The organism is Sphingopyxis terrae subsp. terrae NBRC 15098, from assembly GCF_001598815.1.
Lineage (GTDB): Bacteria > Pseudomonadota > Alphaproteobacteria > Sphingomonadales > Sphingomonadaceae > Sphingopyxis > Sphingopyxis terrae.
The window spans coordinates 1-26,757 of the sequence record NZ_BCZQ01000009.1 but is presented as its reverse complement, the minus strand read 5'-3'; the positions used below and the strand labels follow the sequence as shown (position 1 = coordinate 26,757).

Here is a 26,757-nt window from a genome sequence, read left to right as displayed (position 1 = left end):
CACCCTTGATCGTCATCGTAAAGGGGACGTTGCAATCGAAGGCGACGCGCGTCTGGATGCCCAGACCGCGGCGTTCGAGGTTGCCGAAGTCCATGTCGCCGATGCTGCCGATGCCGCAATGTTCGCGAATCGACCCGCTGACCGCGATATCGATCGACCGGGCGTTTTCGATTTCGCCCGCGACGGCAGGCGAGGCGAATGCAAACGCAGCAAGCGCGATAAGCAGCGGACGCATGGCTCTCCCCTCAAAAAAACCTAGAACGGTTTCCGACCGGCTCATTGGCGGTCTCGGGCAACTGGATGCCCGGGGAAGTCGCGACCCGACTCACCCCCCCTTTCCGTTAAGAGGAATTTAATACGACGGTTCAGTTAGATGTGAACCCCCAAAATGGCAGTTTGGCAAGATTTGGCACCACCGATGCCATTAGAAGATTTGAAAATTACCGGAGTTGCGGGGGTTTCGAGGGTTAATCCGAAAAATGGCCCCGCGGGCCGCTTTTGCCGCCGTCCTGATATGGAACAGCGGCGGTTAACTTCTTAACGGAAAAGCAGCCGATATTTGGCGCCGGATCGGCGCTTTTCTGCGCCGTGGCGGGGCGGGCATGCGGTGAGTCGCGGCAACAAAGCGTGGTTTTCGGGCGTTTCTGTCGGTCGCCATCCCGGTTTGCGGGGTGCAAGAACAGAAAGTCGCCATGTCCAGCCTGCCCCGGCGCGCGTCCGCGCCCCGAAACCCCGCGGGACCGTCCGCCGGCCTCTTCGCCCATGTGCTCGGCTCGCCCCGGTTGCCGCACGAATCGGATGAGACGAGCGTGGGCATTAACCCCTCGCTTACCCTGCGCTGCGACAAGCAGCCGCCTATGGTCATTCACGGAACGATGGTTGAGCCCCCCGCGGGCGAAGGGCAGCAGCGGGCGGATCGCCTGCGTCTCAATCTTGCGGTAGAGGGCGCGGTGGCGCCGGGTCAGGGCACCGAGGTCATCGTCCACAATCTGTCGGTCAGCGGCGTGTTGATCGAAACCGCCGCCGATCTGACAATGGGGCAGGATATCGCAATCGCATTGCCCGAGGCGGGCGATGTCGTCGCCTCGGTCGTATGGCAGAGCGAGCGGCTTTATGGCTGTCGCTTCCGCCAGCCGTTGCCGCGCGCGGCGCTCAGCGCGGCGCGGCTGCGCAATCCGCTCCCCTCCGATTTCGATCCCGCCGACCGGGCCGATGGCGACACCGATGCCGATGCGGAGGAGACGCTCGGCGCGCGGCTGCGGCGGCTGCGGCAGGCGCGCGGGCTGAGCCTCGCGGGGCTCGCCCAGGCGGCGGGTCTCAGCAAACCGAGCATCTGGGCGTGGGAAAATGGTACCACCGCGCCGCGCCGCACGAGCCTGCTCGCGCTGGCGCGTGCGCTCGACGTTCCCGAACAGCAGCTGACCGGCGTCGCGGCGATGGTCGGCCTGCGCGCTTCGGCGCGTGCGGAGGCGGATGCCGAGAGCGACATGCTGAAAGTGGAAATTGCCGCGGCACGCCGACGCATCGCGCTCGCCGCGGGTGTCGATGCCGCCAGCGTGCGGATCATGATCGAACTGTAACGCCGCCGCGGGCGGTTCAGGCGGACGCTTCGGGCGCTCCGCCCTCTTCCTCGCGGCGCAACCGGCGCGCCAGCCGCTCGTTACGGATTGCCGCCTCGCGCAGCCGCCGCGCCAGAAACGGGTCGTCGCTCGCGTCGGCCTTCAGCCGCGCGACCCGGGCGAGTTGCTCGTAATAAATGGCGTCGCGAATCGGTTCCACGCCGCCTCGTTAGCATGATCGCCGCCCACGCCAGCAGCGACGGGCCCCGAAACTGTCGCCTTTTGGGACAATGACGGATCTAGCCCGCGGCGTCGGGGCGCCAGCCGCGATAGAAGGTTTCGACCGCGGCTTCGACGTCGGCCTGCAGCCGCTCGATATCGTCGGGGTCGGTCATGCCGAGGATGGCGAACTGATAGAGGCCCGATTGGCAGAGGCCCGAAAAATGCTGGACGGCGCGCATCGGATCGCCGGGGCGCAGCTCGCCGCGCGCCATCTTCGCCGCCACCCAGTCGGCGGCGCGCGCCTTGCCCCGGCGCGGCCCGCGATCATAGAATGTCTTCGACAGGTGCGGAAAACGCTCGGCCTCGCCCACGACCAGGCGAAACAGCGACAGCAAGGGCGTCGCGGTCAATTTGGTCATCAGCACATTGCCGAACCGGCGCAGCACGTCGGGCACCGGCTCGTCGAGCGGCAGGTCGATGGCCAGCGCGTCGCCATAGCGTTCGACAATATCGTCCACCACCGCTTCGAACAGATCCTCCTTCGACGGAAAATAGGTCCAGAGCGTGGTTTTCGAGCCGCCGACCTTGCTGGCGATCGACGACATGGTGGTGCCGGCATAGCCATTGGCAAAGAAGAGTTCGCGCGCGGCGTCGACGAACGCCTTGCGGCGCGCGGTCGCGGCATCATCCATCACAACCGTACTGTCTGGTATCATTTCCGTTGACAAGCCATCCTCCAAAGTCCAATGGCGCATGATACCAGCTAGTATCGTTGGAAGCCATGCCCCGTTCATTTTTCCTCTATACCGCGGTTTTCGGCCTGTTGGCGGGCTGTGCGAGCGTCCCCGATCTCGGGCAGAAGCCCGTGCCGGTCGCCGCCGCTGCGCTCGATTCGCAGACGACTCTGGCCGATCAGGCGGGCGCCTGGCCGGTCGAGGGGTGGTGGCGGGGCTTCGGCGACCCGCAGCTCGATGCGCTGATCGACGAAGGGCTGGCGGGATCGCCCGACATTGCGGTGGCCGCAGCGCGCGTGCGCGCCGCGGAGGCGCTGGCGCAGCAGGCGGGGGCGGCGCTGCTCCCGCGTGTCGGCATTCAGGGCAGCGCCGGCGGCGTCCAGCAAAGCAAGAATATGGGAATCCCGCCGGCTTTCGTTCCCGACGGCATTCAGGATACCGGCAGCATCGCCGCAACCTTCGGCTTCGATCTCGACTTGTGGGGCAAGAACCGCGCAGCGCTGGCGGCGGCAACGTCCGAAGCCGAAGCGGCGCGCGTCGATGCTGCGCAGGCGCGGCTGATGCTGACGACCGGGATTGCCACCGCTTACGCCGATCTGGCGGGCTATTATGCCGATCTCGACGTCGCGCAGGACGCGATCCGTATCCGCGGCGCGAGTGCTGATCTGTCGGCGAAGCGCACCGCCGCCGGGCTCGACAATCAGGCGACGCAGCGGCAGGCCGAAAGCCGTGCCGCCTCGGCGCGCGGCGATGTCGCCGCGATCGAGGAGGCGATCGCGCTCACCCGCAACCGCCTTGCCGCCCTGCTCGGCGCCGGTCCCGATCGCGGCCGGACCATCGCGCGTCCGGCGCTTGCGGCGCCGTCGCTCGCGCTGCCGCCGCAGGCGGGGATCGACCTGGTCGGCCGGCGACCCGACATTGTCGCGGCCCGGCTGCGGGCCGAGGCGGCGGCGAAGCGCATCGACGTTGCACGTGCCGCCTTTTATCCGAACATCAACCTGTCGGCGCTCGTCGGGCTCCAGTCGCTCGGGCTGTCGAACCTGTTCAAGACCGGGTCCGAATATGGCAATGGCGGCGCGGCGATCAGCCTGCCGATCTTCGAGGGCGGGCGGCTGCAGGGCCAGTATAGCGGGGCGCGGGCCGATTATGACGGCGCCGTCGCCAATTACGACCGCACGCTCGTCGCCGCGCTGCGCGATGTCGCCGACATCGTCGCCAGCCGTGACGCCATAGCGCGCCAGCTTGCCGACCGGCGCGACGCGCTGAAGGCCGCGGCCGACGCCGCCAACCTTGCCGGGCTGCGCTACCGTGCCGGCCTTTCCAACCAGCTTGCGCAGCTCACCGCCGAGGATAGCCAGGTCGCGCTCGCGCGCGCGGTCGCCGACCTCGAAGCGCGCCGGCTTTCGCTCGACATTGCCCTGATCCGCGCCCTGGGCGGCGGATTTGCGGCCGCATCGCCAACAGGAGACAAGCAATGACCGATACTCCCGCGGTCGACAGCGAAACCCCCGCCGCCGCCGAAGGGCGCCCGGCGACGCGCCGCAAGGCGTTGCGCATCCTTGCGCTCGTCGTGGTGACGATCGCGGCGCTGTGGGGCATCTGGTATTTCCTGACGCAGGCCGGGCGCGTGTCGACCGACAATGCCTATGTCGGCGCCGATTCGGCCGCGGTTACCGCGCTCGTCTCCGGCCCCGTCAAAGAGGTGCGCGTCAGCGGCACCCAGGCGGTGAAAAAGGGCGACGTTCTCGTCATCCTCGACGATGCCGATCAGCGCATCGCGCTTGCCGATGCCGAAGCCGCGCTGCGGCAGGCGCGCCAGCGCTACGGTCAGGCGAGCGCCAATGCCGATGCGGCGCGGGCGCGCGTTTCGGCGCGCGGCGCCGATATTGCGCAGGCCCGCGCGCGGCTTCGCGACGCCGATGCGGCGGTGGCGAAAGCGCGCGCCGAACTCGCGCGCCGCGAAGGCCTCGCCGGGACGGGCGCTGTGTCGGGCGAAGAATTGACCGCGGCGCGCACCGCCTTTGCATCGGCCAGCGCGGCGCGCGATCTTGCCGCGGCGGCGATCGCTTCGGCCGAAGCGACGCGCGGTTCGGCGAGCGGCGATCTCGGTGCCGCCGAGGCGGTGGTGCGCGGCACGACGATCGAGACCGCCCCCGATGTCGCCGCGGCGCAGGCGCGGCTCGAAAAGGCGCAGCTGGACCTCGAACGCACGATCATCCGCGCGCCCGTCGCCGGCATCGTCACCAATCGTCAGGTTCAGGTCGGCCAGCGGATCGCGGCCGGCGCACCGATCATGGTGATCGTTCCGATCGCCACCGCCTATGTCGACGCCAATTACAAGGAAAGCCAGTTCCGCAAGATCCGCATCGGCCAGCCGGTCGAGCTCACCTCCGACTATTATGGCGGCGATGTCGTCTATCACGGCAAGGTGATCGGGATCGCGGGTGGGACGGGCGCCGCCTTTTCGCTGATCCCGGCCCAGAATGCGACGGGCAATTGGGTAAAGGTGGTGCAGCGCCTGCCGGTGCGTATCGCGCTCGATCCCAAGGAATTGCAGGCGCATCCGCTTCGCGTCGGCCTGTCGATGGAAGCGACGATCGACACGCGCGGAAAGTGAGCTGAACGATGGCCAGCGCCGCCGCATCCGCCGTATCGACACCGGCCGGGCCGCAGCCGCTGAGCGGCGTCAAGCTGCTCGCCGCGGCCTTCGCGCTCGCGCTCGCCAATTTCGTCGTCGTGCTCGATTCGACGATCGCCAATGTCTCGGTCCCCCATATCGCCGGCGGCCTTGCCGTATCGCCGACGCAGGGAACCTGGGTGATCACCAGCTACGCCGTTGCCGACGCGATCAGCGTCCCGCTCACCGGCTGGCTCGCCGCGCGGTTCGGCACGGTGCGCTGGTTCATCGTGTCGATCGTGGGTTTCGGCATCTTCTCCTTCCTGTGCGGCATTTCGCGCACGCTCGACGCGCTGATCCTGTTCCGCGTCCTGCAGGGCCTCGCGGGCGGGCCGCTGATGCCGCTGTCGCAGATATTGCTGCTGCGCATCTTTCCGAAGGAAAAGGCCGGGGTCGGGCTCGCGATCTGGTCGATGACGACAACGACGGCGCCGATTCTGGGGCCAATTCTGGGCGGGCTGATCAGCGACAATTGGAGCTGGCCCTGGATTTTCTTCATCAACCTGCCCGTCGTCGCTGTCTGCGCCTTCGGCGTCGGCAGCATGCTTGGCGCGTTCGAGACGAAGAAGGCGAAGATGCGGATCGACATCGTCGGCCTCATCCTGCTCGTCCTGTCGGTCGGCTCTTTTCAGGTCATGCTCGACACCGGGCGCGAGCACGACTGGTTCGGATCGGCATGGATCGTCATGCTGGCGATCGTCGCCGCGATCAGCTTCGCTGCCTTTCTGATCTGGGAGCTGACCGACGCCAATCCGGTGGTCAATGTCCGGGTCTTCCGCTTTCGCGGCTTCAGTTTCGCGACCGTCGCCATCTCGCTCGGCTTCGGGGCCTTTTTCTCGCAGGTCGTGCTGACGCCGCTGTGGTTGCAGCAGGTGGCGGGCTACACCGCGACCGAAACCGGTTTCATCGTCGCGTGGATCGGCTGTTTCGCTGTGCTCTTCTCGCCATTGGCGGCGGGGCTGCTGACCAAGATCGATGTGCGGATCACCGTCTGCGCGGGCATCTTGTGGATGGCGCTGATGTCGATCCTGCGCGCGCGCTGGAATACCGACGTCGATTATTGGAGCCTCGCGTTGCCGCATCTGCTGCAGGGGATGGGCATGCCCTTCTTCTTCGTCGGGCTGACCGCGCTGGCGCTGAGTTCGGTACCGGCGAAGGATCAGACCTCGGCGGCCGGCCTGATGAGCTTCCTGCGCACCCTGAGCGGCGCGATCGGCACCGCCATCGCGACAACGGCGTGGGACGACGCAAGCCGCGTATCGCGCGCCGAACTGGTGCCCGCGCTCAACGGCGCGGCCGAGACGATGGACAAGATGCAGAATGCCGGGCTGACGACCGAACAGGCGCGCGCCGCGCTTGACCGGATCGTCGATGTTCAGGCCTCGACGCTCGGTGTGCTGCATATCTTCCTCGCCGCCGGGACGGTCTTCGTCATCGCGGCAGCGGCGGTGTGGCTGATCCCGCGGCCCAAGACGATCTCGATGGGCGCTTCGCACTAGCTCCGATCGGGCTTCGCACCGGCGGACAGCCGTGCTAGGCGCGCGCCCATGCTGACGATCAACAATCTGACCGTGCGACTGGGCGGCCGCACCATCCTCGACCGCGCGAGCGCTAGCCTGCCACCGAAAAGCCGCACCGGACTGATCGGCCGCAACGGTGCGGGCAAGTCGACGCTGATGAAGGCGATGATCGGCGAGCTGGAGGCCGACGACGGCGGGATTGAAATGCCGCGCAAGACGCGCCTCGGCTATATCGCGCAGGAAGCGCCGAGCGGCAGCGCGACGCCGTTCGAAACAGTTCTCGCCGCCGATACCGAACGCGCCGACCTGCTCGAACGATCAGAGATCGAAACCGACCCCGACCGGCTCGCCGACATTCACGAGCGGCTGATCGCGATCGACGCCTATACCGCGCCGGCGCGTGCCGCGCGCATCCTGATCGGGCTCGGCTTCGACGAGGATATGCAGGGGCGCCCGCTCGACAGCTTTTCGGGCGGGTGGAAAATGCGCGTTGCGCTCGCCGCGCTGCTCTTTTCGAACCCCGACCTGCTGCTGCTCGACGAACCGTCGAACCACCTCGACCTCGAAGCGACGATGTGGCTTGAAAGCTTCCTGCGCTCCTATCCGGGGCAGCTTGTCGTGATCAGCCATGAACGCGACCTGCTCAACAATGTGGTCGACCATATTCTGCATCTCGAAGGCGGGAAGGTGACGCTCTACGCCGGCGGCTATGACGCGTTCGAGCGCCAGCGCGCCGAACGCGCGGCGCAGCTTGCGGCGGCGAAGGCGGCGCAGGACGCGCAGCGCGCCAAATTGCAGGACTATATCGCCCGCAACAGCGCGCGCGCCTCGACCGCGAAGCAGGCACAGTCGCGCGCCAAGCAACTCGCCCGGATGCAGCCGATTGCGGCGATCGCCGACGATCCGAGCCTGGTGTTCGATTTCCCGAGCCCCGGTGACGAACTCAAGCCGCCGCTGATCACGCTCGACCTTGCCAGCGTCGGCTATACGCCCGGCGCACCGGTGTTGCGCCGCCTGAACCTGCGTATCGATCCCGACGACCGCATTGCGCTGCTCGGCCGCAACGGCAACGGCAAGACGACGCTCGCGCGCCTGCTCGCGGCGCAGTTGAAGCCCGAAGAGGGCGGCATGGCGGTCGCGGGCAAGATGCGCGTCGGCTACTTCACCCAATATCAGGTCGAGGAACTCGACGGCGCCGATACTCCGCTCGGCCATATGACGCGCGTGATGGCGGGCAAGACCCCTGGCGCGGTGCGCGCGCAACTGGGGCGCTTCGGCTTTTCGGGTAACAGGGCGACGACCGAGGTCGGCAAGCTGTCGGGCGGTGAACGGGCGCGGCTCGCTCTCGCGCTGATCACGCGCGAGGCGCCGCACCTCTTGATCCTCGACGAGCCGACCAACCACCTCGACGTCGATGCGCGCGAGGCGCTGGTGCAGGCGCTTAACGGCTTCGAGGGCGCGGTGCTGATCGTCAGCCACGACCGCCATATGCTCGAACTCTCGGCCGACCGGCTGGTCCTGGTCGATGACGGAACGGCGCGCGATTTCGACGGCAGCATGGACGATTATGTCGCGTTCATCCTCGGCAAGTCGCCCTCCGGCGACGATACGAAGGCGGCGCCCGCGAAGCCGAAGGATGCAAAGGCGGCGCGGCAGGAAGCGGCGAAGGCGCGCGAGGCCCAGGCGGCATTGCGCAAGACCGCCAAGGATCATGAGGCGCGCGCGGCCAAGCTCGCGCAGCAGGTCAGCGCGATCGACCGCGCAATGTTCGACCCCGCGAGCGCCGACCCGGCGCTTGCCAAGCTGACGATGGGCGATCTCGCGCAGCGCCGCGGCAAGCTCGCATCCGAGCTGGAACGCGTCGAGGCGGCGTGGATGAGCGCGCTCGAGGCGATCGAGGAAGCGGCGTAGTCGCCAAGACAAGAAGCGTCGCCCCCCGCGCAGGCGACGGTCTATCTGAAGCGCCACGGCATTGACTCGCGGTCCGCGATCCATCATAATAGTTTCAATTGAAACCACATTAAGGGACTGACCATGGCCGACCTGTTCGACAATCCGCTGGGCCTCGACGGCTTCGAATTCGTCGAATTTTCGGCGCCTGAAAAGGGCATGCTCGAACCGGTGTTCGAACGGATGGGTTTCACGCGCATCGCGCGGCACCGCTCGAAGGATGTGGCGCTTTGGCGGCAGGGCGACATCAACCTGATCGCCAACTACGAACCCAAATCGCCCGCCGCCTATTTCGCCGCCGAACATGGCCCGTCGGCGTGCGGCATGGGCTGGCGTTGCCGCGACGCGGCGAAAGCCTATGCCGAGGCAATCGCGCGCGGGGCCGAGCCGGTGGAGGTCAAGACCGGCCCGATGGAATTGCGGCTGCCCGCGATCCGCGGCATCGGAGGCTCGATCATATATCTGATCGACCGTTATGGCGACGGGCTGAACATCTATGACATCGACTTCGTCTATGAAGACGGCGTCGACCGCCATCCCGAAGGGGCGGGGCTGAAGGTGATCGATCACCTGACGCACAATGTCTATGGCGGGCGCATGGCGCATTGGGCGGCTTTTTACGAACGCATCGCGGGCTTCCGCGAAATCCGCTATTTCGACATCAAGGGCGAATATACCGGTCTGACCTCGAAGGCGATGACCGCCCCCGACGGCAAGATCCGCATTCCGCTGAACGAAGAAGGCGCGGGCGGTGGCGGCCAGATCGAGGAATATCTGCGCGCCTATAATGGCGAGGGCATCCAGCATATCGCCTTCAGCTGCGACGATCTTTACGCGTCGTGGGACAAGCTCAAGGCGCTCGGCAATCCCTTCGCGCCGTCGCCGCCCGCAACCTATTACGAGATGCTCGCCGACCGCTTGCCGGGCCATGGCGAGCCGGTCGATGAACTGAAATCGCGCGGTATCCTGCTCGACGGATCGACGACCGAGGGCGACCCCCGCCTGCTGCTCCAGATTTTCGGACAGACCGTGATCGGCCCCGTTTTCTTCGAATTCATCCAGCGCAAGAAGGATGAAGGATTTGGCGAGGGCAATTTCACCGCGCTGTTCAAGTCGATGGAACTCGACCAGATCCGCCGCGGCGCGCTCAATGTCGAGGAGCCCGCCGAATGACAAGTCCGATCAAATTGGGCGGCGTCCATCACGCTGCCTATCGCTGCAAGGACGCGAAGGAGACGGTCGAATGGTATGAGGCCATGCTCGGCATGACCTATACGACCGCCTTTGCCGAGGATCATGTGCCGTCGACCGGCGAATATGACCCGTACATGCACGTCTTCCTCGACGCGGGTAACGGCAATATCCTCGCCTTTTTCGAGCTGCCGAACCAGCCCGACATGGGCCGCGACGAAAATACGCCCAAGTGGGTCCAGCACCTCGCCTTCAAGGTCGGCAGCTATGACGAGCTGGTCGGCGCCAAGGCGCATCTCGAAGCGAATGGCGTCGATGTGCTTGGCCCGACGCATCATGGTATCTTCAAGTCGATCTATTTCTTCGACCCCAATGGCCACCGCGTTGAACTGGCGTGCGACATCGGCACCGACGAACAATATGCCGAACTCGCGCGTGTTGCGCCGCTGATGCTCGAAGAATGGAGCCGGACGAAAAAGGCCCCGCGCCACGCCGACTGGCTGCATCAGGCCGCGAACGAGTAGCAATCGTTGCGCAAATAAACCGCGTGCCCCCGCGAAGGCGGGGGCCCGTCTCCTGCCGGTTCGAAATAGCATCGTCCGGCGATGGACCCCCGCCTTCGCGGGGGAACACGTCCTTATTGCGGTTCGGTGGCTATTTCCGGTCCAGTCCGATGCTTTCCAAGGTCGCATGACTGCATTTGTCGGCGGTCTTGCTGCCGCCGCCCGACAGCGCACTCGCGGCGATGAAGCCCCCGACGACGAGGATGATGAAGCCGCCCGCGACCCAAGCGAGATATTTGTCGATGAACGCCTTGATCGGTGCCCCGAACAGGCGGAACAACAGGCCTACCAGCATGAAGGAAAAGGCCCGGCTCGCGAGGCTTGCCCACAGGAAGGTGACGAAGTTCATGTGGATGAAGCCGGCGGTGATCGTCAGCAGCTTGAAGGGAATCGGCGTCGCCCCCTTCACCAGGATGATCTCGGCGCCATAGTCGCGCAGATAGCAGGCAGCGGCAGGAAAGCTCTCGGTCAGATGGAGCACGCCGAGCAGCCACAGCCCGACGCTTTCGTACAAGAAGAAGCCAATCCCATAGCCGAGCATCCCGCCCGCGACCGACGCGAGCGTGCAGATCAGCGCATAGCGCACGGCCTTTTTCGGTTCGGCGAGGCACATCAGCCCCAGCATCGGATGCGGCGGGATCGGAAAGAAGCTCGCCTCGACGAAAGACACCAGCGCCAGCCAATATTCGGCGTGCGGATGCGCCGATTTCTCCATCGTCCAGCCATAGAGGCGCTGGATCATCGACTTGTTACGCGGGATGGGGGTCATGCTGGTCCTTGTTGAATGCCGCCCTCGCGACTTTTCCTACCCCTATGCCGTTCGTGTCGAGCGAAGTCGAGACACGCCGAAACCTTGCGCGTCCCAAGCGTGTCTCGACTTCGCTCGACACGAACGGAAATCAGGGCCTAGTGCCGGAAATGCCGCATCCCCGTGAACACCATCGCCAGGCCGGCTTCGTTCGCCGCCGCGATCACCTCGTCGTCGCGGATCGAGCCGCCCGGCTGGATGACGCAGGTGGCGCCTGCTTCGACCGCGGCGAGCAGCCCGTCGGCGAAGGGGAAGAAGGCGTCGCTGGCGACCGCGCTGCCGACGGTGCGCGGGCTCGCCCAGCCGTGGCTCTCGGCCGCTTCGCGCGCCTTGATCGCGGCGATGCGCGCGCTGTCGCGGCGGTTCATCTGTCCCGCGCCGATGCCGGCGGTCGATCCACCCTTGGCATAGACGATGGCGTTCGACTTCACATGCTTGGCGACGGTCCAGGCGAAGAGCGCGTCGGCCAGTTCCTCGTCGGTCGGCGCGCGGTCGGTGACGACTTTCAGGTCATCGCGCGTGATGCGGCCATTGTCGCGCGTCTGCGCCAGCCAGCCGCCGGCGATCGCCTTCATCACCAGCCCGCCGCGCGCCGGATCGGGCAGGTCGCCGGTGAGCAGCAGGCGGAGGTTCTTCTTCTTCGCGAACACCGCGCGCGCGTCGGCGTCGGCATCGGGCGCGCAGACGACTTCGGTGAAGATGCTGCTGATCGCCTCGGCCGTCGCGCCGTCGAGCGGGCGGTTGACCGCGATGATGCCGCCAAAGGCCGAGACATCGTCGCATTTCAGCGCTGCGTCATAGGCTTCGGTCAGCGACGCCGCGGTGGCGACCCCGCACGGGTTGGCGTGCTTGACGATGACGCAGGTCGGATCGGCCTCACGGAATTCGGCGACGAGTTCGAGCGCCGCGTCGGCGTCGTTGAGATTGTTGTAGCTAAGCTCCTTGCCCTGCACCTGCTCGGCCTGCGCGACGCCGCGCGCCGACGGGCCGACGGGGAGGTAGAGCGCCGCCTTCTGGTGCGGATTTTCGCCATAGCGCAGTTCGCCCGACAGCTTGGTCGTGAGCGGCAGCGTTTCGGGGAAGAGCTTGCCCTGATCGGCGAAGGCGAACCATTGCGCGATCATGCTGTCATAGGTCGCGGTGTGCGCAAAGGCGGTTGCGGCGAGCCGCTTGCGCAAGCCGAGCGTGGTCGCGCCGCCATTGGCGTCCATCTCGGCGATCACCGCGGCATAATCCTCAGGCTCGGTGACGATGCCGACGAAGGCATGGTTCTTCGCCGACGAGCGCACCATTGCGGGGCCGCCGATGTCGATATTCTCGATGATCGTATCGCGGTCGGCGCCGCTCATCACCGTCTGGAGGAAGGGGTAGAGGTTGACGACGACCAGGTCGATGCCGCCGATGCCATGCGCCTTCATCGATGCGACATGCGCGGCATCGTCGCGCACCGCCAGGATGCCGCCGTGGACCGTCGGGTGCAGCGTCTTGACGCGGCCATCCATCATCTCGGGAAAGCCGGTGAGGTCGGAGACGTCGAGCACGTCATGCCCCGCATCGCGCAGCGCCTTGGCGGTGCCGCCGGTCGAAACCAGCTCGACGCCGTGGCGGACGAGCGCCGCGGCAAGATCGGCGAGGCCCGCCTTGTCGCTGACGGAAAGGAGCGCGCGGCGGACGGGAACGAGATCGGTCATGGGAAGGGCGGCCTTTGCAAGACGGGAAAGACGCGGTCCCCCTAGGCGGGTGCGGGCATTTGGGCAAGGGTCGTCGCCCCCGCTTTCGCGGGGGGACTTTTCCGATTACAGTCCCAGCGCCGCCGCGATCCGGTCCCAGCGCACCAGCTTGAAATTCTGCGCTGCGGGCGCATTGTCGCCGTCCTGCGCCAGGAACAGGCCGCCCGGATAGGCCGCGCCGAAATTGCCCGCGACCGCTTCGATGCCGTCGGTCTCGCTGGTCGCGCCATAGCGTCCCGCCGAAATCGCGAAGCGGCCGACATAGTCCATGCCGGGCAGGCGGAAGACCGCATAGGCGTTGTCGCCCTGGCTCGAAGCGATCAGATAGCGCTGTCCCTTGTGATCGATCGTCGCGAGCCCTTCGACGTCGGCGACCAGCCGCTGGTTGTCGACGGGCGCAACGAGCTTCGCATCGACGCCGCTCGCGCCCGGCGTCAGCCGCCAGATGCCAGCGTCTTCCTCACCGACATACAGTGTGTCGCCGTCGAAGACGCAGCCTTCGGACTGGGTCGGAATCTTGTGCTCCCATTGCACGGCAAAGGCGGGTTCTGCCCCCTCGGCGAGCTTCAGCGTGCCGACGCGCACCGTGCCGTCCTTGATAATCAGGGCTGCCGTCACCGGCTCGCCGGGCGCGCTGCGTTTGAGGCAGAGGCCATAGGCTTCGCCGGGGCCCGCCGAGGCGCGGCCGAGGCTGGTCAGCGCGGGCTTGGCACCGTCGAGCGCGAAGACCGCGAGATGCGCGTTCACACCATCGTTACGGTCGCTCGCGACGACGATATTGCCGACGACATCGACATTGTTGACGCGTCCGCCTTCCAGAAAGGCGAGGTCGCGGCCGGCAAGGTCATAGACGTGCAGCCCCGCCTTCTTGTCGGTCGCGACGATCAGCGCGCGGCCGGGGTTGGCCGGATCGACCCAGATCGCCGGATCGTCGGCGGCGTCGGCCTTCGCCGTGCCGACGGGGGCGGTTTCGCCGTCGGCGGTGACGGCGACCGGCGGCAGGCCGTGGATCGCCGGACCCTGCTGCGCGGCGCATCCGCCGAGCAGGGCGGCAAAGCCGATCGAAGCGGCGAGCTGCCGCGGGCGCAAAGACATCATCGAAATTCCCCTGTCATGCCGATCATTTGGGCCGGTCATTTGCCGCGCGCGACGCAGGCGCCGCCGTCGGGACCGACGGTGCTGCTGCACCGCCGCGCCGCGATCGTCGGTTCGTCGATCTCGCGCAGGATATTGGCGCCGTCGGCGCGGCGTTCGAGCGTGAAGCCGTCATAGAGGCGGCCCGACGCGGTGAAGGTCCGGAAGGCAAGCCGCCGCGGTTCGACATCGACGATCTGATAGAGTTCGGTCGCCTCGGCGACCTTGTCGGGTTGCCACGGGGTGCGGTCGTTGAGCGCGTACATCTTCGATCCGGTGACCGAGACAAGATAGACTGGCCCCTGCACGCTGCCGTCGGCGCGCGCCCTGGCGCTGGCCTCGCGGCCGGCTTCGGACGTCAGGCGGCTGTAGCAATGGTCGTGTCCCTGCAGGACGAGATCGACCTTGCGCGCGTCGAACACCGGCTTCCATGCCGCCTTGATTTCCTCGGTGTCGTTGGGCCGGGCACAGGTGAAGACGGGCTGGTGGAACAGCACGACATTCCAGTTGACCTTGCTCGATGCCAGCGCGGCATCGAGCCAGCGCGTCTGCGCCGCCATCGTGCCGAGGTCGAGGGCAGAGGTGCCGTCGAGGACGACGAAGCGCACGCCCTGATAATCGACATAATAGGTCGTCGCCTTGACCGGATCGGCGCCGTTCGACGGCAACGCGAACTGCGCGGGCCAATAGGGGCCGAGCCGGCGGCTTTCGCTGCCGTCGGGCGCGAGAGCGTCGACATATTCATGGTTGCCCGTCGCGGGCAGCTGCGGGACGATCGCATAATTATAGCCGCCCGCCTGGTTCCATTCGCCCCATTCGTCGTCATGGTCGAGGTCGTCGCGTTGGCCGACGAGATCGCCGGCATGGAGGACGAGGCGAATGTCGCCATTGGCGTGGAACGCCTGCCGGATAACGCGGCTGGCATAGGTCAGGATGCCGTTCTGGACATCGCCCAGATACAGAAAGCGGAAGGGTTTGGCTTCGGCCGCCGCGGTGCGGAACTGATACCATTCGCTCCATCCCGCCGCGCCCTTCACGCGGTAGGCATAGACGGTGTCGGGCGTCAGCCCGGTAAAGCGCAGCTGGTGATAGAGTGCCGGCCCGTAGCTGCTGTCGACCCGCACCGCGGTGCCGGTCACGAGCCGGGCCTTTTCCTCGAGCGTCGGCCCGTCGACCGACACCGCGATCTGGGCCTGGGACTCGGCCTGTGCGGTGTCGGTGCGATAGGCGACCGCCATCTCGCGCGCCGGATCAGAGCCGGGCGTGAGAACGATTCGGTCGGGCAGGTTGCGCGGCGCATAGGGCAAGCCGGGGGAACGGGCCAGGGTGCCGCCGCCGGCGGACGCCCCCGCCACGGCGGGGACGGCGCCGATCGCGGCGAGCGCGATCGGCAGGATCCAGCGATTGCGGCGGCACCGCGCTCCCGTCGTCATGGCTTTGCCTTCCTCAGAAATTGGCCTTGACGCCGAATTTAAACGTCGAGCCATATTCTTCATATTGGAGCAGCCGCTGGTTGTTCGCATAATTCTGATAGGCGAAATATTTGGCGTTGTTGATGTTCACCCATTCGCCATAGAGACGGACATTGTCGGTGACCTTGAACTTGACCGACAGGTCGAGCTGGAAGTGGTTGTCGACATAGCGGTCGGTTTCCGCATCGCCGCCGATTTCGTCGAGATATTTGTCGCGGTAGGTGCCCGCCAGCCGGATGTCGATCGGCCCCTTTTCATAGCCGAGCACGAGGTTGAAGGTGTTGCGCGAATTCGACGGCAGCGCGATGCTGCGGCCGTCGAACAGCTTCGCCTTCGACCAGGTATAGGTGTAATTGGCCTGTGCCAGCAGCCCGTCGAAGGGTGCAGGCAGCATGTCGAACACCTGGCTGTAGCTCGCTTCGAGCCCGGCGACTTCGGCCTTGTCGCCGTTCACCGGGATGATCGCCTCGCTGAAGGCGGTGCCGCGATAGACGCCGTTATAGGGCGCGTCGCTGTCTTCGAAGAAGCCGTCGACGATGAAATTGTCGATCGACTTGTAAAAGCCCCCGATGCTCAGCGCGGCGTTGCGGCCGAAATAATATTCGGCGCCCGCGTCGAGATTCCACGCCTTGTAGGGCAGCAGGTCGGGATTGCCGAATTCGGCCTCGTCATCCTCGTTGATCGTGAAGCGCGGCGCGAGCTTCGACAGCTTCGGGCGCACGATACTGCGCGAGCCCGCCAGGCGCAGCACGAGATCCTGCTGCGGCTGGAAGCGGATCGTCATGCTGGGCAGCCAGTCGGTGTAGTTGCGGCGATAGGACACCGGCGTGACGAACACGTCGGACCCGTCGTCGGCGACGAGGTTGCCGTTCAGCACATTCTTGGTGCGTTCGACGCGGACGCCGCCGATCACGCGCAGCGTATCGCTGTCCCAGCGGCCGAGCAGATAGCCCGCCAGAATATCCTCGCTGACCGAATAGTCGCTGCTGTTCGACCCAAGGTCGGTTTCATACTGGTCGACCTCGAAATTGCCGAGATTGGCATTGTAGAAGGCGGCCGGTCCGGTCTTGCTCGCCACGGGGCCGATACCGGTGAGGCGATAGGTCTGCTGTCCCAGCACGTCGGCAAGGGTGAAGTCGCCGTTATAGTCGCCATAATAGATCAGGTTGAAATTGTAGCTCTTGTCGCGCCAGCGCGATTTGATGCCGCCCTGGATCGTGAAATCGCCCTTGTCGCCGGCGAAGGTGCGGGCGAGGTCGGCCTTGACCGCATATTCCTCGTCCTGGCTGTCCGACAGGTCGGTGAGTTCGAGGCGGTTGAAGCCATATTCGGTGGGATCGTTGAACAGCGCGGCGCCGGCGGTGACGCTGTAGAGCGGCACGCGCGGATCGCTGTAATCCATGTTCACATCGACGCCATCGTCGTTGAAGCGGGCGCGGAAGCGCAGCGGGTCGATCGAAAAATCCTCGCGCTCGCTCGACTTGGCCCAGCTTGCCGACCAGTTGAATTTCCACACGCCGGTGTCGGTATCGCTGCCGACGACGATGGTACGGATGCGCTGCCGTTCGAAACGGTCCTTGAGGTCGCGGCGTACTTCGATGCGGCCATCGGCATCGGTGAAGAAGGCGCTGTTCGCGTCACCCGAGGCGGGGTCCTCGTCGAAGATGATCGTCGTGCGGCGGCGATATTCATGATCGTCGAACTGGCTGAAATTGCCGCGGATATAGGCTTTGGTGGTGTCCGACGCGCGCCAGTCGAACGACAGCGCGCCGCTGATCCGCTCGCGGGTGACGTCATAGTCGCGATATTCGATTTCGGGGGCGAAGGCGACGCCATTGGCTTCCTTCCAGAAGTCACCGGCTTCGACATTGTCGGTTTCGAACTTGCGCTTGTAATAGCTGATGCTGCCCGCGATGCCGAAATTGTCGCCGACCCGCGTTGCGAAATCGAGGCTGCCCTTCGGGGTCAGCTTGCCCGAATAATCATTGTAGCTGCCCTCGATACGCGCCGAATAGAGGTCGCGCTGGCGGTCGAACGCGCTGGTCGTGTGAATCTCGATCGAGGCGCCGATCGTGTCGGCATCCATGTCGGCGGTCAGCGACTTCTTGATCTCGATCGATTCGATCGTGTCCGACGAGATGACGTCGAGCGCCACCGAACGGACATCGCTTTCGGGCGCCGGCAGGCGCACGCCGTTGAGCGACGACGCGTTGAGTTCGGGGTCGAGCCCGCGCACCGAGACGAAGCGGCCTTCGCCCTGGTCGTTCAGAATGTTGACGCCCGGCAGGCGGCGCAGCGATTCGGCGACATTCTGGTCGGGGAACTGACCGATCGCGTCGCGCGTCAGGACGCTTTCGACGCCGTCGGCGGCTTTCTGGCGCGACAGCGCGCTGGCCTGGTTCGCGGCCTGTCCGACGACGAGGATGTCGTTCGCACCGCCGAGGCTGAAATTGACCGTGACGCTGCCGGTTGCGGGCACGTCGATCGTGCTGCGCACGGGCTCGGCGCCGACGTAGCGCGCCTCGAGCGTGTAGGTACCGGCAGGCACGTCGCCGAAACGGAAGCTGCCGTCGCGGCCGGCTTCGGCAACGCGGCCCAGTTCGACGATGCGAACCTCGGCGCTCTGCAGCGCGCGCGTGTCGGTGGCGTCGGTGACGATGCCGACGATGTCGGAAGCGAAGGCGCTCGCCGGAGCGAGCATGGCTGCGGCAAGGCCGGTGCCAAGAAGGATGCGCGAACGGCAACTGCGAATCAGTGTCATGGAAAGAGCCCCTGTCCAGATGGCCGCCGGCTCCCTGTGCCGGCGGATCGAGGGGGCCTGTGACAATCGCCCATGACGGCTGTGTTACGTCGATGTCACACGAGTGAAACAAGCGGGGGTGCGGCTATACTAAGCCGCTGGAAAATCCGTCTAAAATTCGGCCCAAGATTTTTTCGCCGCGCTGCTGCGCACACCACGGGCGGTCAGCCGATATGTTTGAAGATCCAGCCGATGCTGGCGCCGCCGGCGGGCGCGGCACCCGTTACGACGAGTTGCTCCGTCGGATGCGGCCGGCCGTCGCCGTCGACCCACAGGCTTTCCTCGATCGCGAGCTGGCCTTCGGAGGTGCGGAACTGCCACAGCGGGCCGCCCGCGATGCGCAGCAGCGCGCCGAGCTTGTCGGCGGTCAGGCTGGCCGAGATATTGCGGCCGAGGTGAAAACGCAGCGTGAAGGCCTTGTCACCCTTGCGGCGGCTGCGCGGGGCGGGGAGCAGCATGTCCTCACCGCGCAACTCGCGCCCGTTGGGCGACAGGATCAGCAGGCGGCGGTGGATCAGCCCGTGGCGGCGGACATAGCCGTCGTGCCCCATCTCGACCCGGCTGCCCTGCGGCGTTTCGCGCCGGTCGAGCTCGACCTCGGTCACGCCGCGGCCAAGCGTCCCGTTGGGCAGGATCGCGGTCGAATTGCTGTCGGCGATGGTCAGCGTCGAATGGGCGGCGGTGGTGCGCAGCCCGCGCGCCAGGTCGGCGGGAATCGTCGCGCCGGTCAGCGCTGCACCGCCGCAATTGACGACGATGCGTTCGTCGCCATCCGAAAGCTCGAACGCCAGCGTCGAGGCGCAGCCCGCTTCGGTAACCCGCGCGATCGGGGGCGGCGCGGCGTCGGCCAGCACGACCACCTTGTTCGCCACCAGGCGCTGATAGCCCCAGTCGCGCGCCTGTTTGAGCGGCCGGGTGCGCACACCGCTTGCGGCGACGACCGCTTCGATCACCGCTGCCGGCGTCGCGCCGCTGCCCTGCCAATTGCCCATGCCGCCGTCGCTGTGGACGAGCCCGAGCAGCGCGGGCACGGTGCGCGCGAGCACTTCCTGCAGGAAGGGCGGCACCTCCATCCGGCGCATGTCGTAAATGCGCGCCAGCATCGACAGCGCCATGATCGCGTCGAGCTGTGCCTGCGGCGACCGCGCGATATTGCCGCCGTCGGCATAGAAGCTGGTCTCGAGAACCTTGCGCAGCCCCGCTTCGCCGAACACCTGGCGCGGCTCGCCGCCCGGCATCAGCAGCGATGCAGCGACGATGCCGATCCAGGCAACGAGCTGGCCCGTGCCGGGGCGCGTCTTGTCGGCGACGCGATCGAGGTGGCGCGCCGCGCGCGCGAGATGGTTGAGTACGGCGGAGCGATAAACGAGATCGCTCGACGACAGGATAAGCGGCGCGTGCGCGGCCCAGAACAGGATGCGCCAGCCGGCATTGTCGGCGCGCCATGCGGGTTCGCTCACCGTTTCGCCGTGCGCGGCGAGCCATTGGCGGACGAGCGCTTCGGCGATCGGGGCACCGTCGGCGCGCGTCCCGGTGGCGGCAAGATCGCGCAGCCAGGCGAAACTGTGCAGATAATCGGCGAAGGCCGGGGCCACCGACAGCGCCGCGAAATCAATCTCCTTCACCGGCAGCTTGAGTCCGCGGTGGAGGAAATGGCCGGCGCGGATCGCCATGCCGGCGCGCGTGTCGCCGGGAACCGGATCGGCTGGCACGCCCAGCAGCTTGAGCGGGAAACGCCCCTTCAACCGCAGCGCGTGGAGCGGCGTGCGCCAGGTCAGGCGAGTAAAATGATTGGCGATGCGATCGCCCAGCGACAGGCCCTTGTCGGCGGGCAGGCGGATCAGCCGTTTGCCGGGTTCGATGCTGTCGTCCAGCGGCGCGACGGGGTCGCCCGTTTCGGGCATCGGATCGACGGGAGCAGAGGTCAACGGTCTCCCTTCCATCGATCAGCCGCGCAGGCGCTTGATATTGTCGGCGTAGGCCGCAGGGCCGCCCTTGAAGGTTGCGGTACCGGCGACCAGGACGTCGGCACCGGCTGCGATGGCGAGCGGGGCGGTCGCGGCGTCGATGCCGCCATCGACTTCCAGCCGGATGTCGCGGCCCGATTTGTCGATCATCTTGCGCACCGCCTCGATTTTGCGAAGCTGGCTCGAAATGAAGCTCTGCCCGCCGAAACCCGGATTGACGCTCATCACGAGGACGAGGTCGATGTCGTCGATCAGATAGTCGAGCATCTTCGCCGGGGTCGCGGGATTGAGCGACACGCCCGCCTGCTTGCCCAGCGACTTGATGTGCTGGACGCTGCGGTGGATGTGCGGGCCGGCTTCGGGGTGGACGGTGATGATGTCGGCGCCCGCCGCGGCGAAGGCGTCGAGGAAATTATCGACCGGCGAGATCATCAGATGAACGTCGAAGGGCAAGGTCGAATGGGGACGCAGCGCCTTTACCACCATCGGGCCGATGGTCAGATTGGGCACGAAATGCCCGTCCATCACGTCGATATGGACCCAGTCGGCGCCCGCCGCCTCGATGCGGCGCACCTCTTCGCCCAGTTGCGCGAAGTCGGCGCTGAGGATCGAAGGGGCGATGCGGACGGAGGATGGATCGGCGGTCATGACGACCGCCCTTAACCATCAAGCGGTATGGGGGCAAGGCGCTGGACGTCGCCGCCCGGCGGAGACTGTCGATAATCGGTCGAGGCGGACAGCGCGGCTATTTTTTCCGCTGCTTGTCGTCGCGCTTTTCCGCGGCGCGATTGCCCCAACGCCATTTCCAGCCGCCCTCGGTTCGCGCCTGATAGATCGGCATGGGCGCAAGCGCGGCGAGGACAACGACGATGGTCATCGCGACCGGCTGGTTGCGCAGCGCCATCGACAGCCCGGCGATCAGCGCGATGTGCAGCGCCATGAACACCCACCCCTGCCACGCGATCGGCAGGCCGGTGCCATAGCCGCGGTTCTTGGCGCGGAACCAGGGCTTCTTGTCGAGGAAGAGGTGAAGCATGATCGGGCCTCCTTCAGTGGCTGTTCGCGCGCACGAAACGGACGATGTCGGCGACGAGCGAACGGTCGATCGCCAGACTGGGATCGGTGTAGGTCGCCATATTGGCGGCACGGTCGCGGGCGCTCGCCTGCTTCAGCACATGGGTCATCCCCTTGATCACCGCCAGCGTCGCGTCGGGGCGCGCGGCCTTCAGCTTTTCGGCATCGGCGAGCGGAATTTGCAAGTCGGCGGTACCCGCGACGATCAGCACCGGCTTGGTGGTGGCGGCCAGCATCGCGGCGGGATCGTGCCCGATCAGGTCGATGAGATAGTCCTGCACCGCCGGATTGAAGAGGCCGCGGGCGAGCGCCGGGTGCATTGCGCTCACGTCGACATGCTCGCCCTTCGCCAGTCGGTCGAGCGCGCCGTCGGCGTCGGGCAGGATCGGCGCGTTGGCCGGATTGGCGGCAAGCTGTTCGCGCAGCACCACGTCGAAGGGGCGTCCCATCGCCGATATGAGGATCAGGCCGCAGACATGCGGATCGGCTTCGGCCGCGATCGCGACCAGCCCCCCTTCGCTGTGTCCGGCCACCCAGATGCAGCGCTGGCCGGTGCGGTCGGTCAGGCTGCGCGCCCAGGCGCCGACATCGGCAGCATAGGCGGCGATCGTTACCTTGTTCGCATCGGCGATCGCCCCCTTGCTGCCGAACAGGCCGCGCTTGTCGATGCGCGCCGCGGAGATGCCCTTTTGCGCCAGCGCCTCGGCGAGCAGGCGGTAGCTTGCCGATGTGATGCCGAGCGGGCTGTTGCCGTCGCGGTCGGTCGGCCCCGATCCGGGGACGATCAAGACGACGGGGGCGTCCGCCTTCTCGGTGCTCAGCAATGTGCCGGCGAGCGGGCCGTCGGGGCCCGGCGCGCTGATTTCGCTGGCGACCGGGCTTGCCCCGGCAGGCGCGGCGGTGAGCAGCAGGGCAGCTGAGAGCGCCGCAGCGGCGATCCTATTTTTCATCAGGGGACTCCGTCGCGCGCGTATCGGCTGCCGCCGGCGGGCGACCGCGGCGGGGCTTTTCGCTCGCCTTCACGGCAACGCCGCGGCGGGCGAGCGCTTCGCGCAGCAGCATTTCGATCTCGGCATTGGCGCTACGCAATTCGGCCGCCGCCAACCGCTCGATCGCCGCATAAAGGGCGGGATCGACGCGGAGGGCAAAGGCTTTCCTGGCGGCTGTCGACATCGTTATTGGGCTCAGTAGAGCGACCCGGCGTTGACGACCGGCTGCGTGTCGCGCTCACCGCACAGGACGACCATCAGGTTCGATACCATCGCGGCGCGGCGTTCGTCGTCGAGGTCGACGACCTGCTTTTCGGACAATTGCTGCAACGCCATCTCGACCATCGATACCGCGCCTTCGACCAGCTTGGCGCGGGCGGCAACCACCGCTTCGGCCTGCTGGCGGCGCAGCATCGCGCCGGCAATCTCGGGAGCGTAGGCAAGGTGCGTCAGCCCGCATTCGTCGACGGTGATTCCCGCAACGTCGAGCCGCTCGATCAACGCCTTCCGCAGTTCGACCCCCACCTCGTCATGGTTGCCGCGCAGCGTGATCTCGTCATGCGTGTGATCGTCATAGGGATAGCGCGATCCGATCGCGCGCACCGCCGCCTCGATCTGCGCGAGGACGAATTCCTTGTAATCGTCGACGTCGAACAGCGCCTGCGCGGTGTCGGTAACGCGCCAGACGACCTGCGCCGCCATCTCGATCGGGTTGCCTCGCAGGTCGTTGACCTTGATCTTGTCCGAAATCACATTGTTCGCGCGAACCGCGATCTTCTTGCGGGTCAGCCACGGCAACACCCAGCGCAGTCCGCTTTCGCGGTCGGTGCCCTTGTAGCTGCCGAACAGCTGGATCGCCGCCGCTTCATTGGGGTTGATCAGGTAAAAGCCGCACAGGATCAGGGTGCCGACGATGCCGCTCGCGACAGCAACGCCCCATTTCCAGTTCCAACCGACCGTCTCGCCCTGGATGTTGGTTACCGCCGCCCAGATCGCGATGCCGAACAGCACCAGCCAGACCAGCAGCATCAGATAGCCGCTCTGTGTCGCAGCCCGCGTTTCGCGGCTGCGGTTCAGTGCCGGCGCAGTTCCGTCTCCCATCTTACCCTCCGAATCATCCGATATAAAGATGATATCATATTTATATCGGATTCGGCGGCCGTCAACAGGAATCGGATGGGGCGGGTCTATCGGCGCTGGTGGCAGGCCTCCGGTCGTCTCTGTCGTGGACAGCGGACAAACAAAGGGGGCACGGCGGCCCCCTTTGCTCCCCGGTTTTCGTTCGATTATTCGCCGGTCGGGAACCCGCGGCGTTCGAGCAGTGCCTTCACGTCGGGGTCGCGGCCGCGGAAAGCGCGATAGGCTTCGGCGCGGTCGGTCTCGTTGCCCGTCATCAGCAGGATGGTCCGGAACTTGTCGGCGACGCCGCGATCCCACGGCCCGCCCGCTTCCATGAAGGCCGCCCAGGTGTCGGCGTCCATCGTTTCCGACCAGAGATAGCTGTAATAGCCCGCCGAATAAGCGTCGGAACTGAACAGATGGCCGAACTGCGGCAAACGGTGCCGCATGACGATTTCCTTGGGCATGCCGATTTCCGCCAGCGTGTCGCGCTCGAACTTGTCGATATCGGTCACCGGCACCTTGCGGTCGTGCAGCTTCATGTCGACGATCGCGCTCGCCAGATATTCTACCGTCTCGAACCCCTGGTTGAACTTGCTCGACGCGATGATCTTGTCGACCAGCGCCTGCGGCATCGGCTCGCCCGTCTTGTAGTGCGTGGCGAATTTCGACAGCACTTCGGGCGTCATCAGCCAGTTTTCGTTCACCTGGCTCGGATATTCGACGAAGTCGCGCGGTACCCCGGCAAGCGCCGGATAATAGACGTGCTGCAACAGATAATGGATGCCGTGCCCGAACTCGTGGAACAGCGTCGTCGCATCGTCGAGGCTGACCAGCGTCGGTTCGCCGTTCGCGCCTTCGGTGAAATTATTGTTGTTTGACGCGAGGACATTGCGTTCGCCGCCGAGGCCCTGTTCGCTGCGATAGGTGGTCATCCAAGCGCCCGAACGCTTGCCGTCGCGCGCAAAATTGTCGAGGTAGAGGACTCCGACATTCTTGCCGGTCTTGAGGTTATAGACCTCGAACGTCTTCACCTTGGGATCGAAGACCGGGATCGTGCCGGTGTTTTCGCGGAAGCCCAGATCATAGAGCCGCCCCGCCGACCAGAACATCGCGTCGCGCAGCTTGTCGAGCTGGAGGTACGGCTTCACCTCGCTTTCATCGAGGTCGTATTTCGCCTTGCGGACCTTCTCCGCATAGAAACGATAATCCCACGGTTCGATGGTGATCTTCGGCCCCTTGCCCGCCTTTGCCTCGGCGTCGGCGATCGCCTGCATGTCGGCGACCTCTTCATGCACGCGGGCGACCGCGGCGGGCCACACCTTCATCATCAGCGCCATCGCGTTCGCGGGCGTCTTGGCCATCGTGTCGGCCATGCGATAGTCGGCGTGGGTCGGAAAGCCGAGCAGTTCGGCGCGTGCCTGACGCAGCTTCAGAATTTCGGCGATCGTCGCATTGGTGTCGTTGGCATCACCATTGTCGCCGCGATTGACGAAGGCGCGCCACACCCTCTCGCGAAGCGCGCGGTTGGTCGCATTCTGGAGTACCGGCTGCGCCGACGAGCGGGTGTTCTTGATCGCCCATTGGCCGGGCTTGCCCTGCGCTTCGGCTGCGGCGGCCAGCGAAGCCACGAAGCCAGCGGGCAGCCCGTCGAGTTCGGCCTTGTCGGTGACGAAGGTGTACAGTTTTTCGTCGCCGAGCAGCTTCGACGAGAAGGTCGAGAACAGCCCTTCCAGCTTGGCATTCATATCGACCAGCTTCGCCTTGTCGGCGGGCGACAGATTGGCGCCGTCGCGGACCATCTCGTCATAGCTGCGCTCGACAATGCGAATCTGCTGGGCGTTGAGCCCGCTGGTCAGCCGCGTGTCATAGACCGCCTTGTAGCGTGCGAAGAGTTTGGGATCGAGGAACAGCTCGGTATAGAATTTGGTGAGCTTCGGGCTCCATTCGGCGTCGATATCCTCGACGCGGTCGTTCGACTTGTTCGACGTCTGCACGCCCCACATCGCGAAGACGCGGTCCATCGTCTCGCCGGCAAGCTGCATCGGAACATGCGTGTTCTCGAAAGTCGGCGCGGCGGGATTGTCGATCACCGCCTGCACATCGGCCTTCACCTCGGCCATCCCCTTTTCAAAGGCGTCGGGGAACAGGTCGGGGTCCAGCTTGTCCCAAGGCGGCACCCCTTCATAGGGGCCGGTCCACGGGGCGAGCAGCGGGTTCGCGTCGGCCGGGGCGGAGGTGGGCGCCTTGGCGGCGGGTTCGGCGGCAATGCTCATCTGGCTATAACCCATCATCAGCGCGGTCGATGCAAGCAGCACCGACAAATGACGGACAGGGCGGGGCGCGATACGCGACATCTGTGATCTCCCGGGAGCTTTGGTTTCGGACGAAACCATGTCGGGAGGTGCCTTAACCCGATAAGGCGGCAGCGCGCAAGCCGACGAGGTCAAGCCCGGCGGGCGATTCGATCGTTGCGGGAGTGTCCGGATGGGCCTGGGAAACGGACATCACCTCCCGCTGAGGCGCGCCTCTTCGATCTCGCCAGCCATCAGTTGCGCTATCTCAAGCTGGAATGCCGCCAAGTCCGGATAATTCGTTTGGAATGAAGTTTTGACGCAGTCGGTCGGGTCATCCTGATCTGCTATTTCAACACGGACTTTCAGGCCTCCGCGTGCATTGGCCGGGGCAATTTCAACTCCTAGAATCTTCTCATACTCGCCGTTTTCGCTGTAACCCCATTGCTCGGCAAGAGGAGCGTTCGGGTCAATTGGATACGCCGAGAGCTTTTCGCCAAACTCCTTTACATCTTGCCACTGGACCCAAAAACCGCCGACTCCCGAACGACTTTCGGTGACCACGCGCATCTCCAGCCAACCGAAATCGTCAAGAACATGGGTGGGAGTGCCGTCATATCGGTATCGAAATGTCAAAAAGCTCATAAGACGACTGTGGCTTGGAATTGGAACGTCCGCAATCGGTCGATTCGGGTCATTCGATCCAGATCGGCGCCGAACGGCGGCTTTGGGGTGGGAAGCATACTTGGCCGCTAACCGCTTCGTGTTCCCCGGCGAAGGCCGGGGTCCAGGACTTTACAGCACCGACATCAGCGTTCGACGCTCTGGACCCCGGCTTTCGCCGGGGAGCACGTAACGTCGGATGAATTAGAATATCCTCCCTGTAGCGCAGCGATGGGGAGGGGGACCGCGCCCGAAGGGGGTGGTGGAGGGGCCGCCACGTCGCGCCATTTC

22 protein-coding genes and 1 pseudogene are annotated in these 26,757 nt (G+C 65.7%); 7 read left to right on the top strand and 16 right to left on the bottom strand.

What is annotated here, in order from left to right; genetic code table 11:
• Positions 1 to 235, bottom strand: a pseudogene (locus STE01S_RS07270) (hypothetical protein); the annotation flags it as partial.
• Between the two features lie 640 nt (positions 236 to 875).
• On the opposite strand from STE01S_RS07270, the gene STE01S_RS07265 reads away from it, so the two are divergent.
• Positions 876 to 1,580 carry a helix-turn-helix domain-containing protein gene (locus STE01S_RS07265; RefSeq protein ID WP_062766412.1) on the top strand — a complete coding sequence of 235 codons (705 nt, stop codon included), beginning with the start codon at positions 876 to 878 and terminating at the stop codon, positions 1,578 to 1,580.
• A gap of 16 nt (positions 1,581 to 1,596) precedes the next feature.
• On the opposite strand, the gene STE01S_RS07260 is transcribed toward STE01S_RS07265, so the two are convergent.
• Together STE01S_RS07260 and STE01S_RS07255 are read right to left on the bottom strand one after the other, a co-directional pair.
• The gene (locus STE01S_RS07260; RefSeq protein WP_003041716.1) at positions 1,597 to 1,779 is read right to left on the bottom strand and encodes a hypothetical protein; all 183 of its coding nucleotides are present in this window, start codon (positions 1,777 to 1,779) and stop codon (positions 1,597 to 1,599) included.
• Positions 1,780 to 1,858: 79 nt separating this feature from the next.
• Positions 1,859 to 2,473, bottom strand: coding sequence for a TetR/AcrR family transcriptional regulator (locus STE01S_RS07255; RefSeq protein WP_003041719.1), 615 nt, complete (start codon positions 2,471 to 2,473; stop codon positions 1,859 to 1,861).
• 89 nt (positions 2,474 to 2,562) lie between these two features.
• On the opposite strand from STE01S_RS07255, the gene STE01S_RS07250 reads away from it, so the two are divergent.
• The 6 genes from STE01S_RS07250 to STE01S_RS07225 all read left to right on the top strand — a co-directional run bounded on the left by STE01S_RS07250 (position 2,563) and on the right by STE01S_RS07225 (position 10,377).
• Positions 2,563 to 3,993, top strand: coding sequence for an efflux transporter outer membrane subunit (locus STE01S_RS07250; protein WP_062766409.1), 1,431 nt, complete (start codon positions 2,563 to 2,565; stop codon positions 3,991 to 3,993).
• Entirely contained in the window at positions 3,990 to 5,132 is a 1,143-nt protein-coding gene (locus STE01S_RS07245) for an HlyD family secretion protein (protein ID WP_058812306.1), read from the top strand. The genes STE01S_RS07250 and STE01S_RS07245 overlap by 4 nt, the downstream gene beginning before the upstream one ends.
• 8 nt (positions 5,133 to 5,140) lie before the next feature.
• Complete coding sequence (locus STE01S_RS07240; RefSeq protein WP_003041726.1) at positions 5,141 to 6,691, top strand: DHA2 family efflux MFS transporter permease subunit; 1,551 nt, start codon at positions 5,141 to 5,143, stop codon at positions 6,689 to 6,691.
• A 48-nt stretch (positions 6,692 to 6,739) separates the two neighbouring features.
• Positions 6,740 to 8,623: an ABC-F family ATP-binding cassette domain-containing protein gene (locus STE01S_RS07235; protein ID WP_062766406.1), complete on the top strand. Its 1,884-nt coding sequence runs from the start codon at positions 6,740 to 6,742 to the stop codon at positions 8,621 to 8,623.
• 123 nt (positions 8,624 to 8,746) lie between these two features.
• Complete coding sequence (hppD, locus tag STE01S_RS07230) at positions 8,747 to 9,835, top strand: 4-hydroxyphenylpyruvate dioxygenase (protein ID WP_003041731.1); 1,089 nt, start codon at positions 8,747 to 8,749, stop codon at positions 9,833 to 9,835.
• Positions 9,832 to 10,377 (top strand): VOC family protein, encoded by a 546-nt coding sequence (locus STE01S_RS07225; RefSeq protein WP_003041734.1) that lies wholly within the window; start codon positions 9,832 to 9,834, stop codon positions 10,375 to 10,377. The genes hppD and STE01S_RS07225 overlap by 4 nt, the downstream gene beginning before the upstream one ends.
• A 130-nt stretch (positions 10,378 to 10,507) precedes the next feature.
• Here STE01S_RS07225 and STE01S_RS07220 read toward each other — a convergent pair whose 3' ends face one another.
• The 13 genes from STE01S_RS07220 to STE01S_RS07160 form a co-directional block, all read right to left on the bottom strand.
• Entirely contained in the window at positions 10,508 to 11,158 is a 651-nt protein-coding gene (locus STE01S_RS07220) for a YqaA family protein (protein ID WP_040589665.1), read from the bottom strand.
• 164 nt (positions 11,159 to 11,322) lie between these two features.
• Positions 11,323 to 12,915, bottom strand: coding sequence for a bifunctional phosphoribosylaminoimidazolecarboxamide formyltransferase/IMP cyclohydrolase (purH, locus tag STE01S_RS07215; protein ID WP_062766404.1), 1,593 nt, complete (start codon positions 12,913 to 12,915; stop codon positions 11,323 to 11,325).
• Between the two features lie 105 nt (positions 12,916 to 13,020).
• Positions 13,021 to 14,052, bottom strand: coding sequence for a phytase (locus STE01S_RS07210; protein ID WP_062766401.1), 1,032 nt, complete (start codon positions 14,050 to 14,052; stop codon positions 13,021 to 13,023).
• Positions 14,053 to 14,087: 35 nt separating this feature from the next.
• Positions 14,088 to 15,521 (bottom strand): purple acid phosphatase family protein, encoded by a 1,434-nt coding sequence (locus STE01S_RS07205; protein WP_120694158.1) that lies wholly within the window; start codon positions 15,519 to 15,521, stop codon positions 14,088 to 14,090.
• Between the two features lie 13 nt (positions 15,522 to 15,534).
• The gene (locus tag STE01S_RS07200; protein WP_062766398.1) at positions 15,535 to 18,321 is read right to left on the bottom strand and encodes a TonB-dependent receptor; all 2,787 of its coding nucleotides are present in this window, start codon (positions 18,319 to 18,321) and stop codon (positions 15,535 to 15,537) included.
• Positions 18,322 to 18,524: 203 nt separating this feature from the next.
• Positions 18,525 to 20,264: a heparinase II/III family protein gene (locus tag STE01S_RS07195; protein ID WP_120694157.1), complete on the bottom strand. Its 1,740-nt coding sequence runs from the start codon at positions 20,262 to 20,264 to the stop codon at positions 18,525 to 18,527.
• Positions 20,265 to 20,306: 42 nt separating this feature from the next.
• Positions 20,307 to 20,975: a ribulose-phosphate 3-epimerase gene (rpe, locus tag STE01S_RS07190; RefSeq protein WP_058812314.1), complete on the bottom strand. Its 669-nt coding sequence runs from the start codon at positions 20,973 to 20,975 to the stop codon at positions 20,307 to 20,309.
• A 97-nt stretch (positions 20,976 to 21,072) separates the two neighbouring features.
• Complete coding sequence (locus STE01S_RS07185; protein WP_062766392.1) at positions 21,073 to 21,363, bottom strand: hypothetical protein; 291 nt, start codon at positions 21,361 to 21,363, stop codon at positions 21,073 to 21,075.
• 13 nt (positions 21,364 to 21,376) lie between these two features.
• Entirely contained in the window at positions 21,377 to 22,351 is a 975-nt protein-coding gene (locus STE01S_RS07180) for an alpha/beta hydrolase (RefSeq protein WP_062766389.1), read from the bottom strand.
• Positions 22,341 to 22,574 carry a type II toxin-antitoxin system antitoxin gene (locus STE01S_RS07175; protein WP_058812317.1) on the bottom strand — a complete coding sequence of 78 codons (234 nt, stop codon included), beginning with the start codon at positions 22,572 to 22,574 and terminating at the stop codon, positions 22,341 to 22,343. Before STE01S_RS07175 ends, STE01S_RS07180 begins: the two co-directional genes overlap by 11 nt.
• 11 nt (positions 22,575 to 22,585) lie before the next feature.
• Positions 22,586 to 23,491, bottom strand: coding sequence for an SPFH domain-containing protein (locus STE01S_RS07170; protein WP_058812318.1), 906 nt, complete (start codon positions 23,489 to 23,491; stop codon positions 22,586 to 22,588).
• 185 nt (positions 23,492 to 23,676) lie between these two features.
• Complete coding sequence (locus tag STE01S_RS07165; RefSeq protein WP_062766386.1) at positions 23,677 to 25,866, bottom strand: M3 family metallopeptidase; 2,190 nt, start codon at positions 25,864 to 25,866, stop codon at positions 23,677 to 23,679.
• A 150-nt stretch (positions 25,867 to 26,016) separates the two neighbouring features.
• On the bottom strand, positions 26,017 to 26,448 hold the full coding sequence (locus STE01S_RS07160) for a hypothetical protein (RefSeq protein WP_062766383.1): 432 nt from the start codon (positions 26,446 to 26,448) through the stop codon (positions 26,017 to 26,019).
• Positions 26,449 to 26,757: the final 309 nt, after the last annotated feature.